We start from the raw sequence: 16422 nt of genomic DNA on the forward strand, positions 1-16422 counted from the left end.
TAATTGTTCTCTTATCAGCTAAAATTTATGTAAAAAAGAAGGGAGCGTGAAAAACTCTCACACTCCCCTATGGATAAACACTTACGCAAACTCTTCCCTTAATGATAGTGAGGAGAATTTGTTGTACTCTTTTATAAAAAGTAGCTCAACGGTACCTCGTGCGCCACTTCTATTTTTTTCAATGATTACTTCTACTTTGTTGTTCACTTCTTTTTCTTCGTGATCTTCATCTTGATCGCCTTCGCGTTCATAGTAATCCTCACGATATAAGAAAGCCACAATATCCGCATCTTGTTCAATTGACCCTGATTCACGGATGTCACTTAAAACAGGTCGCTTGTCTTGCCTTTGCTCAACTCCCCGAGAAAGCTGCGATAAAGCAATCACTGGGACTTTTAGTTCTTTCGCTAATTTCTTTAGCTGTCTTGAAATTTCCGATACTTCTTGTTGACGGCTTTCACGACCAGTCCCTTCAATTAGTTGCAAATAATCAATTAGAATGAGTCCTAAATTGCCTTTTTCTTGTGCCAATTTACGACAACGGGCACGAATCTCAGAAATTTTAATCCCTGGCGTATCATCAATGTAAATATTGGCACGCGATAAGCTTCCCATAGCGACGATCAGCGAGCGCCATTCTTCATCAGTCAATTGACCTGTCCGCAGATTCCCTGCTTGAATCGAACCTTCTGCACAGAGCATCCGATTGACCAGCGACTCTGCCCCCATTTCAAGACTAAAGATTGCCACTGATTGGTCGGTCTTAGTCCCAATATTTTGCGCAATGTTTAGGGCGAAAGCTGTCTTCCCAACAGCAGGTCTGGCCGCTATGATAATCAGCTCTTCTTGATGCAAGCCAGCTGTCATTTTATCCAACGCTTGATACCCTGTCGGTAACCCTGTGATTGCTTCACCTTGTTGTGCCAGCTGATCAATATTTTCAATTGCTGTATTTAAGACATCGGCAATCGACTTAAAGCCTGAACTGTTGCGTTTTTCCGTTACTTCCAAAATACTACGTTCTGCATCATCGACGATTGATTGAACATCCTCGCCTTGTTCAAATCCCTTGGTTACGATTTGATTGGCTGTGTGAATCAAATTACGCAACACAGCTTTGTCATCGACAATCTTCGCATAATAACTAATACTTGCTGCTGAAGGTGACGCTTGACTTAGCTCTGTTAAGTACAAGATGCCACCGATATCTTCCAATGACTGTATACTTTCTAGTTCTGCTTTCAACGTAATGACATCAATCGCTTCGTTACGATCGTTTAATTGGATCATTGCTTGAAAAATAATTTGATGCGCACGGCGATAAAAGGCTCTTGGTTCAAGAATCTCCATGGCATCAATGATGGTGTCATTATCTAAAAAAATCGCACCTAAAACAGCTTGTTCTGCCTCAATATCTTGTGGCGGAATGCGATCTTGCCAAACTTCATTCATCCGTTACGCTCCTATGCTTCTTTTACTCTAGACTATTTACCTTCTTCAATATGAACCCGGATAGAAGCAGTCAATTCAGGATGCAACTTCACTGGGATATCTGTATAGCCCAAGCTTCTAATTGGTTGTTTCAAATCAACTTTTCGCTTATCGACTTTGATGCTGTATTGTTTTTCAAGTGCATCGGTAATTTGTTTTGATGGAATCGATCCAAATAGACGTCCATCTTGGCCTGCTTTGGCCTTTAGTGTTACGACTGTTTTTTCATCTTCTAAGACTTTTTTTAATTCTTTTGCTTCAGCTAGAATTTCTTCTTCGTGTTTCGCTTGGGCTTTTTGCTTCCCAGCTAACGCAGAAATACTTTCTTTTGTTGCTTCTTTTGCCAAATTATTTTTAAGAAGGTAGTTTTGGGCATATCCTGTGGGTACTTCCTTAACATCACCTTTTTTTCCTTTGCCTTTTACATCTGCTAAAAAAATTACTTTCATCTTGGTCACTCCTTGGTACGTTCTAGTTTATCTAATTCTTGAAATAGCTCTTGCTGGACTTCATCTAAGGTTTTCCCTTTGATTTGAGTAGCAGCATTGGTGAAATGGCCCCCTCCGCCTAGTGCCTCCATGATGGTCTGGACATTGATGGTCCCCGAGCTCCTAGCACTAATGCCAATCACATCACCTGCTTGTTTGGTAATCACAAATGACGCATGAATGCCATTTAATGACAGTAGGGTATCGGCTGTTTTGGCGACTGTCACACCGTCGTATACTTCTCGTTCATCTGCTACGGATACTACGATATCTTTTCGGTAATAATCACTTCGGGCGACAAGGCGACTAATCGATAAATACGAATCCAAATCAGAACTCAAAAGGTACTGGACTAATGCAATATCAGCCCCCTGTGTTTTTAAGAAACTAGCCATATCAAATGTTTTCCCCGTCGTACGGACAGCAAAGCTCTTCGTATCCACGTAGATTCCAGCCAACAATAACGTCGGTACAAATTTAGGCAATCGTATTTTACGATTGGTTTGAAATTGAATAAATTCCGATACTAATTCGGACGCTGAGGAAGCTGACGTTTCAATATACGTTAAGAGTGGCTTATTGGGAAATTCATCTCCCCGTCGATGGTGATCGATGATAATAATTTTTTCAAAGGCATCATAGACCGTTTGCGAGATTGACAGTGATGGCTTATGGTAATCTACCATCACCAAGACACTACGATGATCAATTTTTTGCAGCGCTTCTTTTTCAGTTATGACCATCTCAGATAATTCTGTATATTTATCCAATTCGCTCAAACAGCGCGTCATATCAGGATTGACTTCTTCCCGATTGAGCAAGACATACGCTTCTCGATTGGCCAATTTAGCTAAGCCAGCAATCCCAAAAGCTGCCCCCACAGCATCCATATCAGGGAAACGATGGCCCATAATAAATACTTTTTGATTTTCTAAGAAGATCTTCTTTAGCGCCAAACTCATAGCTCGAGAACGTGTTCTTGTACGTCGTATGGTCCCATCCGTATTACCCCCGAAAAATTGGGGCTTAGCATTTGGATCAGTGTCTTTGACGACCACTTGATCACCACCACGAGCCTGTGCCAAGTCAAGATTATTTTGCGCAATCTCGCCGATCTTCTCGATCTCAGCATCGCCATATGCAATGCCCATGCTCAATGTCAACACGAACTCACTATTGATCTCAGCTTCTTTGACTTGCTTCAAGAGCACAAACTGATGCTCTTTCATCCGGTCAACATCAGCTTCTTTTGCAACAAAAAAGTATCGTTCAGAGTTGATGCGCTTATAAAAAATATGGTTATCGTTTGCCCAATCTGATATCATCGTCGTGATTAATGTATTCAACGCTGAAACATATTTATCATCCATTCGATCAATGATGTCATCATAATTATCTAATGAGATAATCCCTATCGCTGTCATAATTCTACTCCTCATATTTTACCAATTAGTCCCCTAATTCTAATAGCCATTGACTACTTGTTCGCTTAGTTTGCGAAACTCATACTCTATTCTACCATAAAGTTGAATACACTCCTAGCTGGTACTATGTTTCACATGAAACATCCATCCCGCATGAGTGCATGAAAAAAAGAACCTCACAAAGTGAGATTCTTTCGGGCTGATTATTCTTCAGTAGCAAATGGTAATAGACCCATGATACGTGCGCGTTTGATTGCAATCGTTAGTTTACGTTGGTTTTTAGCGCCAGTACCTGTTACACGACGTGGTAAAATTTTGCCACGTTCAGAAATGAATCTTTTTAATAATTCGATATCTTTGTAATCAACATGTTCAATGTGATTTGCTGCTAAATAATCTACTTTACGACGTTTACGTCCGCCTCTTCTTTGTTGTGCCATCCTATTTCCCTCCTATCAAAAATTTTCTAGAATGGTAAGTCATCGTCTGAAATGTCAATTGATGAACTTCCGAATGGATCAGAAGTATCGCGATCAAAATTAGGCATTCCGTTTGATGGTTGAGATGTTTGAGTTTGATTATTGTTAAATGTTGTCGATTGATTCCCACTAAAGCCAGTGTCTGTCCCGCGACGCTCTGAAGCATTACGAGATTCTAACAATTGAAAGTTTTCTGCCACAACTTCTGTCACATATACTTTTTGACCTTGTTGATTTTCGTAGTTTCTAGTCTGAATTCTACCAGTCACCCCTAGAAGCGTACCTTTGCGAGCATAGTTCGCTAACGTTTCTGCTGGTTTGCGCCAAATCACACAGTTGATGAAATCTGCTTCTCTTTCACCGCTTTGATTCGTAAAATTACGATTGACAGCTAAAGAAAAAGTTGCTACAGCGGCACCATTTGCAGTATAACGTAATTCTGGGTCTCTTGTTAATCTTCCAACTAATACAACGTTGTTAATCAAGATTCATCATCTCCTCATCGTTTTGTTTCACGTGAAACAATTATTTTTCTTCTTTCACAATCATGTGGCGAACGATATCGTCATTGATTTTAGCAAGACGATCAAATTCGCTAACAGCGCTTGCTGATGATGGAGAAGAAACTTTAACGATGTGGTAGATACCTTCACGGAATCCGTTCATTTCGTACGCTAGACGGCGTTTTTCCCAATCCTTTGATTCGATAACTTCTGCTCCGTTATCTTTCAAGATTGAATCGAAACGTTCGATTAAAGCTGATTTTGCTTCTTCATCAATGTTTGGACGAATAATGTATAAAATTTCATAGTTCGTATTGTTCATTGATTTTTCACCTCCCTATGGACTTTGGCTCTTAATTCTCTAAGAGCAGAGAGAGTTGTCTTTAGACTACTCACAAACACAAATTATACAGAATTTGCTGTGAAAACGCAAGAAATTTCTTTTCGCTCGGTTTCTTCTCTTCTCACTATATAGTTACGTATGAAGAACGAGGCTAAGACAAAAATAATTTTATCCTGCTAAATTCCAAGAAACCGATGAAATAGCATGCGTGACAACAAAAAGCCATAAAATCCAAAAGTTTAAAAACGACTTCTGAATTTTATGGTCTTTTTGCTTGCAGCTTTTATTTACTCAGTTGGTTGATTGGTGGATTCTTCTGCTTCGATTTCTTCTGGTTCGACAGTCGCCATGGTAACAACTTTCGCCTCGTTTTCCATTTTCATCAAGCGAACGCCCAGTGTGGCACGTCCGGTTTGTGAGACTGTGGCTACATTGAAGCGGATAATCACCCCTTTATCGGTGATGACTAAAATATCTTCTTCACCAGAAACCGTCGTTAAACCAGCGAGTGGTCCATTTTTAGGCGTAATATTGGCGGTCTTGATTCCTTTCCCACCACGGCCTTTCACAGGGTATTCTGAGCTAGCTGTCCGTTTTCCGTACCCATTTTCGGTGATGACCAATACTTCGCTCTCAGGCGTCAATATGGCCGTCCCAACGACATAGTCCCCTTCGCGTAATCGGATCCCTCTAACACCTGCTGCAGCACGTCCCATATCACGAACGACACTTTCAGCAAAGGTAACGGAATACCCACCATGAGTACCAATAATGATTGTGTCGCTTCCCTTTGTTTGTAGCACATTAACCAATTCGTCTTGCTCTTTTAAGCCAATAGCGATCAAGCCATTGCTGCGAATATTCGAGAATGCTTGCACATCAGTCCGCTTAACCACACCCAGTTTGGTCGTAAAGAAGAGGTACTGTTCGGCTGCTTCATGATTTTTCACCGCAATAATCGCCTGTATACGCTCAGATGAATCAATTCCTAATAAATTAATGACAGGAATTCCTTTTGCTGTCCGGCCATATTCTGGAATTTCATATCCTTTTGCTTTGTAGACTTTGCCGGCATTCGTAAAGAACAAGAGCGTATCGTGTGTGGAACAGGATACTAGCGTTTTGACAAAATCTTCATCGTGTACGCCCATTCCTTGGACACCGCGTCCACCCCGTCTTTGCGCACGAAACTCTGTGTTTGCGACGCGCTTGATGTAACCATTGTTGGTGAGTGTAATGACGATTTCTTCTTCTTCAATCAAGTCTTCATCTTCTAATGACAAGACTTCACCTACGAGTAATTCGGTGCGACGAGCATCGCCAAATCGTTTTCCTAAATCGAGTAATTCCTCTTTAATGATTTGTACAACACGTTCTGGACGAGCCAGAATATCTGTTAAATCAGCAATGAATGCCAACAACTCTTGGTATTCATTTTCGATTTTTTCGCGTTCCAATCCTGTCAAACGACGAAGACGCATGTCTAAAATGGCTTGCGCTTGACGATCAGAAAAGTCAAAGCGTTCGATTAACGTTGCTTTTGCCAAGTCATCACTTTTTGATCCTCGGATAATGGCAATGATTTCATCGATATGGTCTAATGCAATCCGCAGACCTTCTAAAATATGCGCACGTGCTTCTGCTTTTTTCTTATCGAAAATCGTACGACGGGTAATCACTTCTTTTTGATGCTCGATATAATTTTCTAAAATGCGTTTTAGGCTTAAAATTTTCGGAACGCCTTTTTCAATAGCTAGCATGTTAAAGCCAAAGGACGATTGCAAGGCGGTCATCTTGTAAATATTGTTCAAAATAACGGATGCACTCACATCGCGACGGACTTCAATCACGATACGCATGCCTTTGCGACTGGATTCATCGCGCAAAGCAGTAATTCCTTCAATCCGCTTGTCACGGTGTAATTCAGAGATGCGTTCGATTAACTTTGCTTTGTTCACCATGTATGGTAATTCGGTGATTAAAATGCGTTCTTTGCCATTGCTCATCTCATCGATTTCAACACGTCCACGAACGATGATGGAGCCTTTTCCGGTCTCATACGCCCGACGGATACCTGATTTCCCCATCACAATCCCACCAGTTGGGAAGTCTGGTCCAGGTAAGACCTCCATCAGTTCACTTGTTGTGACGTCTGGATTATCCATTAATAAATCGATAGCGGCGATTACTTCATTTAGATTATGAGGTGGAATATTGGTCGCCATCCCAACTGCAATCCCAGTTGTTCCATTAACCAATAAGTTAGGGAAACGGGCTGGCAAGACGGCTGGTTCGCGCTCAGTATCATCGTAGTTGCTTTGAAAATCAACGGTGTCTTTGTTGATGTCGCGCAGCATTTCGACTGCTAATTTACTCATACGAGCTTCGGTATACCGCATCGCTGCCGCTCCATCACCATCGACAGAACCAAAGTTTCCATGACCGTCGACAAGCATATAACGATAGCTAAACGGCTGTGCCATCCGAACCATCGACTCATAAATGGCACTATCACCGTGAGGATGGTATTTCCCCATTACATCGCCGACAATTCTGGCCGATTTTTTATGAGGTTTATCTGGTGTCACGCCTAATTCATTCATTCCGTATAAGATACGACGGTGAACAGGTTTTAGACCATCTCTGACATCTGGAAGGGCCCTAGCAACAATGACACTCATAGCATAATCAATAAAGGACTCTTTCATTTCACTGGTCAAATTGACACTGTGAATATTTTGTTTCGCTTCTTCACTCAACTACATTTCCTCCTTTATGACTGTTAGATATCTAAATTCTTCACGTAATGTGCATTCTCTTCGATAAATGCTCGGCGTGGCTCTACACGGTCTCCCATTAACATCTCAAATACTTGATCGGCTTCAATGGCATCATCGACACTTACTTGTAACATCATGCGATTTTCAGGGTCCATCGTGGTCTCCCAAAGTTGATGGTCATCCATTTCTCCAAGACCTTTGTAGCGCTGTACGTTGGGTTTTGGTGAAGCTGGTAGGGAAGAGACAATTTGTTTTAGCTCATCTTCTGCTTGCTTACCTGGTTGCACATAGGTGATATTTTTTCCTTGTTTGACCCCATACAATGGTGGTTGGGCAATATAAACATAGCCAGCCTCTACGATTGGGCGCATGTATCGATAAAATAGCGTTAGGAGTAACGTCCGAATATGCGCTCCATCCACATCCGCATCGGTCATAATAACTAATTTATGGTAGCGTGCTTTTGATACATCAAAATCCGCCCCAAATCCCGTTCCCATTGCTGTAAATAGTGAACGAATTTCTTCGTTGGCTAAAATTTTGTCCATGCTTGCTTTTTCGACGTTCAAAATTTTCCCACGAATAGGCAAAATGGCTTGAAATTCACGGTCACGTCCTTGTTTAGCTGATCCACCGGCTGAATCTCCTTCGACGATAAACAACTCACACTTATCCGCCTCACGACTCGAACAATCGGCTAGTTTACCAGGTAAACTACTAATTTCTAATGCCCCTTTGCGGCGTGTCACTTCTCGCGCCCGTTTGGCAGCCAAGCGAGCTTTTGAGGCCAATAGACCTTTTTCAACAATTTGGCGACCAACAGTCGGATTTTCCATCAAAAATTTCGCAAAGTGCTCTGAAAATAAGCGGTCTGTTACGGTACGCACTTCTGAATTACCTAATTTGGTTTTGGTTTGTCCTTCAAACTGTGGATCTGGATGCTTAATAGAAATGACGGCCGTCAATCCTTCACGCACATCTTCCCCTGAAAGATTTTCATCGGATTCTCTCATAAGTTTTTGCTTCCGGGCATAATCATTGATGACACGCGTTAACGCTGTTTTAAAGCCTGATTCATGCGTTCCACCTTCGTATGTATGGATATTATTGGCAAAGCTCAATAAATTCGTGTGGTAGCCATCTGTGTATTGCATGGATACTTCAACACTAATATCTTGTTGGTTACCTTCTAGATAAATTGGCTCTGGGAAAAGAACTGTTTTCGTTGCATTCAAATGCTCGACATAACTTTTAATCCCGCCTTCAAAGTGGAACGCTCGAACTTCGGCTTCCTCTTTGCGCTTGTCTTCAATCGAAATATGTAGTCCACGATTTAAAAAGGCCAATTCACGAACCCGTGTTGCTAATTTTTCAAATTCAAAAGTCGTCGTTTCGCGGAAAATTTCAGGATCTGGTACAAAGTGAACTTCTGTCCCGTGACGGTCAGTCTCGCCAATAATCGTCAGATCAGATACGACAGCACCACGATGGTACTCTTGGAAATAGACTTTGCCTTCTTTGAATACTTTGACATCCAATGTCGTCGATAAGGCATTGACAACTGATGAACCCACACCATGTAGCCCACCAGATACTTTATATCCGCCACCGCCGAATTTTCCCCCAGCATGCAGTACGGTAAAGACCGTTTCGACAGCTGGACGACCAGTTTTCGCTTGAATATCGACTGGAATTCCACGACCATCATCTGTAACGGTAATACTATTGTCTTTTTCAACAACCACTTCGATTTTTGTGGCAAATCCTGCTAACGCTTCATCGATAGAATTGTCAACGATTTCCCAAACTAAGTGATGTAGACCTTCTGAACTAGTCGATCCGATATACATTCCCGGACGTTTTCGAACGGCCTCTAATCCTTCTAACACCTGAATTTGACTGGCATCATATTCTTTGGCGCGCTCGACTAAGCTTTTTTCCTCTTCAGTCATTCCGTCTTCTCTCCTTCTAATTTTCCTTGATTCACATAATAAATCGCTGGCTGCACGGTCATTTTATCGCGTACATGTTCAATCGTTGTTGTCGTTAAAAAGGTTTGTACTTTGCCTTCAATTGCCTCTAGCAAATGCACTTGCCTTGAATCATCTAGCTCACTCATGACATCATCCAATAATAAAATCGGGTATTCGCCTGTTTCAGCTTTCATCAGATCAATTTCTGCTAATTTCACACTCAAAGCAGTCGTTCGTTGTTGCCCTTGAGAGCCATACGTCTGGACATTTTTGCCATTGATGAAAAAAACCAATTCATCTCGATGAGGGCCGATGAGCGTCATTTGGCGAAACAATTCTTTGGCACGAATCGCGGCAAATGCTTGGCTGTATGCCGCTTCGATGTCAGCCAAATTCGCCTCTTCAAATGCCACTGTCGCATCATAGTGCAACGTCAACGTTTCTTTTTCTTGGCTAATGAGCTGATGCAATTGATTGGCCCAATATTCCAACTTCTTAACGAAATTGATGCGTGTCCACAAAATTTTGCTACCAAACGTTACCAATTGCTCCGTCAAAATATCTAAATAAAGCGGATCTGTTTGTTTTTTTTCAGCTAATTGTTTTAAATACTGGTTACGCTGCTTCAATACTTGTTGATACTGGACCAAATTGTATAAATATACAGAATCAATCTGACCAATCTCCATATCAAGAAATTTTCGTCTTAATTGCGGCGTGCCTTTTACTAAAGACAAGTCTTCTGGCGCAAATAAAATAACATTCAATTGACCGATATAGCTGCTTAATTTTTTTTGTTCGATATGATTCACTTTGGTTTTGCGACCTTTTTTACTTAAGCCTAATTCAAGTGGAATGGTTTGTTGCTTTTTTTCCACAACACCTGCTAAATAAGCCTCCGCGCAATCCCATTCAATTAATTCTTGCTCGTTGGTTGTCCGATGACTGCGTGTCATCGCCAAAACATAAATACTTTCAAGTAGATTGGTCTTTCCTTGCGCATTTTCGCCCAAAAAAATAATCAAATCTTTCGCAAATGGTAACTGCAACTCGTCGTAATTACGAAAATGTCGCAACGTTAAACTATTCAGCCGCATCGCTCGCCTGCTTTGCTATGAAATACGTCCCATAAGAAGGAATCTCGATCATCATACCACTGTATAACTTACGGCCACGACGATTTTCTAGTTCACCATCGACGAATACACTATTTTCTGCCAAAAACCATTTTGCTTGCCCACCACTACTAATAATGGAGGCCTCTTTTAGCATTTGTCCCAAAGTCATGTACTCTGATGTCAAAAAGATTTTCTCTTTCATTTTTTTCCTCTATTCTTCGTTAGACATATGTTCTTATTATACCCTTAAAATAGCGAGAAAACAAATTTTGATGGATATTTTTCGTTATACGCTTCGATAGACATTTTTGATAGATTTTAATAAAAACAAAAAACAGGGCTTAAACGTTCATTTAGGCCCTGTTTTTGTTTTTTCACTTGTTTTGTTCATTTTCACTTAGAATTTCAATTTTTTGAAAATTAGTTTGTCCGAACCGGGGTAATTAATTGAATGAACGATGCTTGTCCTTCAGTTGGTTCAAGCGTGAAGGGACGAATCGCTGAGATAAACTTAATTGCAATGGTCGTATCGCCAAATGCGCGTAAGGCGGCTTTCATGTAGTCCGGATTAAACGAAATGTCTAATGGATCGCCACTTACTTTGTCGTAACTCAACGACTCTTCGACTTTTCCGACTTCAGGTGAATTCCCATACAAAATAACATCTTGATCTGTAATTGATAATTTGACAATGTTGTTTCGGCCTTCATGAGATAACAAAGACGCACGCTCGATAGCCGCTAATAAAGCTGGTACTGAAAATTCAATTTCGGTATTAAAACTTGTCGGAATCAAGCGATTGGTATCAGGATAGGTCCCTTCTAGTAGACGTGAATAAAATTTCATTGTCTCTGTTTCAAACAACACTTGGTTTTCCATAATGCTAATGTCGATTTGTTCATCTGTTTCAGCTAATGATCGTGACAATTCCGTCAGACTTTTCCCTGGAATGACGATGTCTATTTGATCAGATTGGCTTTCTAGTGGGATGGTTCGTTGACTCAAACGGTGAGAGTCTGTCGCCACTGCTACGAGTTGATTATTTTTCAAGGTCATGTGGACACCAGTCAAGATAGGGCGGCTTTCATGTTGCGATACGGCAAAGACAGTTTCGCTAATTAGCTGATTCAAAACTTCGACAGGAATGGTTAGCTGCTGGTTGGTTTCGACGACTGGTAAATGTGGATAGTTATCAGCATCTAGACCATTGACGGTAAAGCTAGCTTTGCCAGAAGTAATAAGTACTTGATTGTTTTCAATTACTTCAAGTGTAAAGGTTTCTTCTGGTAAACGGCGGACAATTTCGCCAAAAAAGCGTGCTTGTAAGACGATTGCTCCTGTTTGCTCAATTTGCATGTTCGCTTTTTCATTGGTGGCACTTAAAAAAGTTTCAATGGAAATATCTGCATTGCTCCCAGTTAAAGTTAAGCCTTGATGACTCAATTGAATTTTGACACCCGTTAAGATGGGAATGGTAGTTTTACTAGAAATCGCACGTTGTACGGTTTGTAATTCTTGAATAAATGTTCCTCGATGCAAGGTTACTTTCATAGTGTTGGACAACTCCTTTTAATTAATGGTAAATAAAAAATAGTCGTAGTAATAGGCTTGTTTATTCTGTGGATAATTAGGATAAAAGTCAATATTGTCAAGTTTTCCACTTGTGTATAACTTGTGGAAAACTTCCTAGTTTTTTTTGGGATAACTATCCACAGCGAATTAGCCAAGTATGATTTGTTTGATCTCAGCAACTTCATTTTGAAGAATTGCATCACTTTGGAGTAAATGCTGAATCTTTTCATGCGCGTGAATAACAGTCGTGTGGTCTTTCCCACCAAATTCTGCCCCAATTTTAGGCAAAGAATTGTCTGTCAACTCGCGTGAAAGAAACATGGCAATCTGTCTTGGAACAACAATACTTTTTACCCGTTTTTTTCCTTTTAAGTCTTTGAGAGGAATATGGTAGTACTTTGCGACCTCTTCTTGGATGTGCAAAATAGATACTTGGTTTAAATGATGGGTCGACTTTAAGGCTTTTAAAGCTTCTGCTGCAAGACTAGTTGTTATATCGACGTTTCTCATGGCAGCAAAGGCCTGTACACGGACAAGTGCCCCTTCTAATTCACGGATATTGGAATCAATTTGACCAGCAATGTAGCTAAGCGTGTCATCAGGAATTTCCAAATTTTCGGCTTCTGCTTTTTTTCGTAAAATGGCCGTCCGTGTTTCTAAATCTGGTGGTGTAATATCGACAGACAAGCCCCAAGCAAAACGAGAGACCAGCCGTTCAGGCAAGGTCGGAATTTCATTGGGTAGTCGATCACTGGTCAAAACGATTTGTTTGTTGTTTAGGTAAAGTTCTTCAAAAGTATTGAAAAATTCTTCTTGCGTGCCCTCTTTGTTCACCAAAAATTGAATATCATCGACTAGTAATAAGTCGACGGTGCGGTATTCATTACGAAATTCTTCCATTTCCTTCCGTTTAATAGAATTAATGAAATCATTGGTAAAATTTTCGCTACTGACATATTTAATCCGTGCATTGGGGCGTTTTTGGAGCATTTGATGCCCAATCGCGTGCATCAAATGGGTTTTCCCTAGACCGACGCCACCATAGAAAAATAGTGGATTGTAAATAGATCCTGGATCTTCGGCTACTACGAGTGCAGCAGCATGTGCCATTTGGTTCCCTTTCCCAATGACAAACGTATCAAATGTGTATTTTGGATTCAGCATGGCTTTTGATGGCACTTCTTCGGCTTGTTCAGGCTGAACAGCTTGAGGTTCTTTCTTTTTTTGATAAACGTCGGCTTCTTCTGGTGTCATGAATGTCGGAAATAATTCTTCACCATTTAATAGATAGCCCGTTTCTAAAATTTGACCGGCTAAATTTTTTTCCCAGTAATTTTTATGTAATTCGCTAGGAACTTCGATAATTAGTTGGTTATCTTGAAAAGAAAGAGGCTTGGCGGTGTCGACCCAAGTGTTGTAACTGACAAAATTCATCTCTTTTTTGTAACGTTCTTGTAGCTCTTTCCAAATGGTATCAAGAGATGGCATAGTCGTTCCTCCCAATTCTAAAAAATTTCTAAAGCATAGATAGTATTAATGTAGCATGGATAGGAAAAGTTTTCCACAGAATAAGATAAGAAAATAAAAAAAACACAAATTTTTCCACACTGTGAAAAAATAAAAAGAAAAAAGTAAACAGGTGTGAAATAAGTTTTCCACAAGTATGAAACAGTCTGTGGATAATGAATTATTTTTTTGAGTTATGCACAGATGTTCGTGGAAAAGAAAGATGGTTATACAAGAGTTTACCCAATTCTATCCACAGGAAAAAACTAGCGTGTGGATATCTTTTACAAGCCAGTGAATTTGTGTAAAAGTACCCCAAAAAGTCTTCGCAAGTATGTTAGGTGAAAGACAATCGTCCACAAGGCAATTGACACGATTTTTTCGTATTGTGGATAAAAATGTCTTATTTGAACGAGTTGTTGTTCATTTTTTTATTGACAAAATTGACGGAAAGTCGTTATAATATCAAGGTATGTCTGTACATAGAGATAACGGGAAATTTTTTTGGAGGTGAATTGAATGAAAAGAACGTATCAACCAAATAAAAGAAAACATCAAAAAGTTCATGGTTTCCGTAAACGCATGAGCACAAAAAACGGACGTCGCGTCTTAGCTAGTCGTCGTCGTAAAGGCAGAAAGGTTATTTCTGCATAAGCCACTGAGCCTCAGTGGTTTTTTTTATGCCTTTTTTTAGGATAAACAGGTGAAGAGTCAGCCAGTAATATGGTATGATTGGCAAGTGAGTATATAAGAAAAGGAATGAATAAACACAGGATGAGAAAGGCATATCGCGTCAAAAAAGAACTCGATTTTCAACGAGTGTACCAAACCAAAAATTCATATGCGAATCGTAAGTTTATTGTGTACGTATTGGCAAAACCGGAGCAAAAACATTTTCGTGTAGGAATATCGGTAGGCAAAAAAGTAGGCAATGCCGTCCATCGCAATGCGGTCAAACGCAAAATTCGGGCTAGTATTCAAGCAATGCAAGCAGAGATTGTCGCCCAACAAGACTTTATCGTGATTGCTCGTCCAGGTGTCTCAGACCTTTCTTCTCAAGAAGTGTACTCGAACTTAAAACATGTCTTCGCACTTGCGGGAATTACTAACTAAAGAGAGGAATGTGTTTCGTGAAAAAAAGGAAGCGTCTACTTATGACCGGAAGCTTTGCGGTTTTAGCATTGCTTTTATCCGCATGCGGAACGAGTCAAGTAACGGCTCAGAGTACTGGAATCTGGGATCGTTACATTGTGTATTATTTTGCGGAGGCGATCAAAGGACTGTCATTTGGTAATGCAGGGATTGGGATTATTTTATTTACAATCATCATTCGCGTGATTTTGCTCCCATTGATGCATTTTCAAACAAAGAGCATGCGCAAAACGCAAGACTTGCAACCACAATTAAAAAAATTGCAAGCACAGTATTCTTCAAGAGATACGCAAACGCAACAAAAATTGCGAGAAGAAACACAAAAACTGTACGCAGAAAATAATGTAAATCCTTATATCGGCTGCCTGCCATTACTTGTGCAAATGCCAATTTTAATGGCATTGTGGCAAGCTATTTCACGCGTACCAGCATTAACAGAAGGCCATTTTTTATGGTTACAACTAGGTCTAAAAGATCCCTATTACATTTTGCCAATCTTGGCGGCGCTGTTTACGTTTGCTAGTACATATTTATCAAGCATGAGCCAAGTGGAATCAAATGCGAGCATGAAGATTATGACTTTTGTTATGCCATTGATGATTTTATTTATGGGGGTTAACTTAGCGAGTGGATTGTCACTGTACTGGGTTATCTCTAACGGCTTCCAAGTGATTCAAACACTACTAATCAATAATCCATTTGTGATCCGTAAAGAGCGTGAAGAGGCAGCTTTATTAGCCAAAGAAAAAGAACGAGCTTTGAAAAAAGCGAAAAACCAAGCATTAAACAGTAAGAAAAAACGAAAAAAATAAGAGCATTGAGGTAGAAAGGAGTTTTGACTATGCCAATTTATGAAGGAGCAACGGTTGAAGATGCCATTCGCCAGGGGTTATCCGATTTGGCTTTGACAGCTGAGCAAGTGACGACAACGACAGTAGCAGAAGGCAAAAAAGGTTTTTTAGGATTAGGGAAAAAAGTTGCTCGAGTCCAAATAGAGCCGCGCGTGGAGCCAGTTGCTACAATAGAGCCAACACCAGTTTCCATTAAAGAACCAGAAGAAAAACCAAAAGCTGCATCAGATGAAGAGACATTGACACAGCTAGCCTTATATCTCACTGCGATTACTAATGCACTAAACGCACCCGCAACGGTAACGTATACCCGCGAGCAAGATCAAGTGGTTGTCCACTTAGAGACGGAAAAACAAGGCATGTTGATCGGCAAGCACGGGAAGATATTGAATGCTTTACAATATTTGGCACAAGTCTTTGTTCATCGACTGGAAAAAAATCGGCTGTCGGTTGTTTTAAATGTCGGTGACTACCGTGAAAAGCGACAATTGATTTTGGAACGATTGGCACAAAAAACGGCCGATAAAGTCAAAAAAACAGGCCAACCAGTCTTTCTTGAACCAATGCCTGCCTTTGAACGTAAGCAAATTCATGCGGCCTTAAGCAAAAATAAATTGATACAAACCCATTCAGAAGGCGATGAACCGTACCGTTACCTTGTGGTAGAACCAGTCAAAAAATAAGAGGCAAGACAGAATTGCTCAGCTACAAGCAAAAAACCAGAACATCCGAAAGTTGTTTT

General features: G+C 40.4%; 16 protein-coding genes. 4 read left to right on the forward strand and 12 right to left on the reverse strand.

The features are described 5' to 3' along the window. Nucleotides 1-81: 81 nt before the first annotated feature. The 12 genes from dnaB to dnaA form a co-directional block, all read right to left on the reverse strand. Nucleotides 82-1452: a replicative DNA helicase gene (gene dnaB, locus HMPREF9088_RS03730; RefSeq protein WP_007207807.1), complete on the reverse strand. Its 1371-nt coding sequence runs from the start codon at nucleotides 1450-1452 to the stop codon at nucleotides 82-84. Between the two features lie 32 nt (nucleotides 1453-1484). Then, on the reverse strand, nucleotides 1485-1940 hold the full coding sequence (rplI, locus tag HMPREF9088_RS03735) for a 50S ribosomal protein L9 (RefSeq protein ID WP_007207808.1): 456 nt from the start codon (nucleotides 1938-1940) through the stop codon (nucleotides 1485-1487). 5 nt (nucleotides 1941-1945) lie between these two features. Beyond that, entirely contained in the window at nucleotides 1946-3403 is a 1458-nt protein-coding gene (locus tag HMPREF9088_RS03740; protein WP_007207809.1) for a GGDEF domain-containing protein, read from the reverse strand. Nucleotides 3404-3606: 203 nt separating this feature from the next. Further along, a complete protein-coding gene (gene rpsR / locus HMPREF9088_RS03745; protein WP_007207810.1) occupies nucleotides 3607-3843 on the reverse strand; it encodes a 30S ribosomal protein S18 in 237 nt (78 codons plus the stop codon). A gap of 26 nt (nucleotides 3844-3869) precedes the next feature. After that, nucleotides 3870-4367: a single-stranded DNA-binding protein gene (gene ssb / locus HMPREF9088_RS03750; RefSeq protein ID WP_007207811.1), complete on the reverse strand. Its 498-nt coding sequence runs from the start codon at nucleotides 4365-4367 to the stop codon at nucleotides 3870-3872. Nucleotides 4368-4407: 40 nt separating this feature from the next. Next, nucleotides 4408-4707 carry a 30S ribosomal protein S6 gene (gene rpsF, locus HMPREF9088_RS03755; RefSeq protein WP_007207812.1) on the reverse strand — a complete coding sequence of 100 codons (300 nt, stop codon included), beginning with the start codon at nucleotides 4705-4707 and terminating at the stop codon, nucleotides 4408-4410. A gap of 308 nt (nucleotides 4708-5015) precedes the next feature. Next, nucleotides 5016-7487 (reverse strand): DNA gyrase subunit A, encoded by a 2472-nt coding sequence (gene gyrA / locus HMPREF9088_RS03760; RefSeq protein WP_007207813.1) that lies wholly within the window; start codon nucleotides 7485-7487, stop codon nucleotides 5016-5018. 23 nt (nucleotides 7488-7510) lie between these two features. Beyond that, nucleotides 7511-9460, reverse strand: a complete 1950-nt coding sequence (gene gyrB / locus HMPREF9088_RS03765; RefSeq protein ID WP_007207814.1) for a DNA topoisomerase (ATP-hydrolyzing) subunit B — start codon at nucleotides 9458-9460, stop codon at nucleotides 7511-7513. Continuing rightward, the gene (gene recF, locus HMPREF9088_RS03770) at nucleotides 9457-10578 is read right to left on the reverse strand and encodes a DNA replication/repair protein RecF (protein WP_007207815.1); all 1122 of its coding nucleotides are present in this window, start codon (nucleotides 10576-10578) and stop codon (nucleotides 9457-9459) included. Before recF ends, gyrB begins: the two co-directional genes overlap by 4 nt. Then, entirely contained in the window at nucleotides 10565-10801 is a 237-nt protein-coding gene (gene yaaA, locus HMPREF9088_RS03775; RefSeq protein ID WP_007207816.1) for a S4 domain-containing protein YaaA, read from the reverse strand. Before yaaA ends, recF begins: the two co-directional genes overlap by 14 nt. 218 nt (nucleotides 10802-11019) lie before the next feature. Beyond that, nucleotides 11020-12150 carry a DNA polymerase III subunit beta gene (dnaN, locus tag HMPREF9088_RS03780; RefSeq protein WP_007207817.1) on the reverse strand — a complete coding sequence of 377 codons (1131 nt, stop codon included), beginning with the start codon at nucleotides 12148-12150 and terminating at the stop codon, nucleotides 11020-11022. A 168-nt stretch (nucleotides 12151-12318) separates the two neighbouring features. Further along, nucleotides 12319-13659 (reverse strand): chromosomal replication initiator protein DnaA, encoded by a 1341-nt coding sequence (dnaA, locus tag HMPREF9088_RS03785; protein ID WP_007207818.1) that lies wholly within the window; start codon nucleotides 13657-13659, stop codon nucleotides 12319-12321. Between the two features lie 537 nt (nucleotides 13660-14196). Here dnaA and rpmH point away from each other — a divergent pair. The 4 genes from rpmH (at nucleotide 14197) to jag (ending at nucleotide 16363) form a co-directional block, all read left to right on the forward strand. Next, nucleotides 14197-14331 (forward strand): 50S ribosomal protein L34, encoded by a 135-nt coding sequence (gene rpmH / locus HMPREF9088_RS03790; RefSeq protein WP_007207820.1) that lies wholly within the window; start codon nucleotides 14197-14199, stop codon nucleotides 14329-14331. A 120-nt stretch (nucleotides 14332-14451) separates the two neighbouring features. Further along, nucleotides 14452-14790 (forward strand): ribonuclease P protein component, encoded by a 339-nt coding sequence (gene rnpA, locus HMPREF9088_RS03795; protein WP_007207821.1) that lies wholly within the window; start codon nucleotides 14452-14454, stop codon nucleotides 14788-14790. Between the two features lie 17 nt (nucleotides 14791-14807). After that, nucleotides 14808-15641 carry a YidC/Oxa1 family membrane protein insertase gene (locus tag HMPREF9088_RS03800; protein WP_040366353.1) on the forward strand — a complete coding sequence of 278 codons (834 nt, stop codon included), beginning with the start codon at nucleotides 14808-14810 and terminating at the stop codon, nucleotides 15639-15641. Nucleotides 15642-15670: 29 nt separating this feature from the next. Next, entirely contained in the window at nucleotides 15671-16363 is a 693-nt protein-coding gene (jag, locus tag HMPREF9088_RS03805; RefSeq protein ID WP_007207823.1) for an RNA-binding cell elongation regulator Jag/EloR, read from the forward strand. The last annotated feature ends 59 nt before the right edge of the window (nucleotides 16364-16422 follow it).

Origin of the sequence: Enterococcus italicus DSM 15952 (assembly GCF_000185365.1) — a bacterium.
In the GTDB taxonomy this organism is placed as follows: Bacteria; Bacillota; Bacilli; order Lactobacillales; family Enterococcaceae; genus Enterococcus_G; species Enterococcus_G italicus.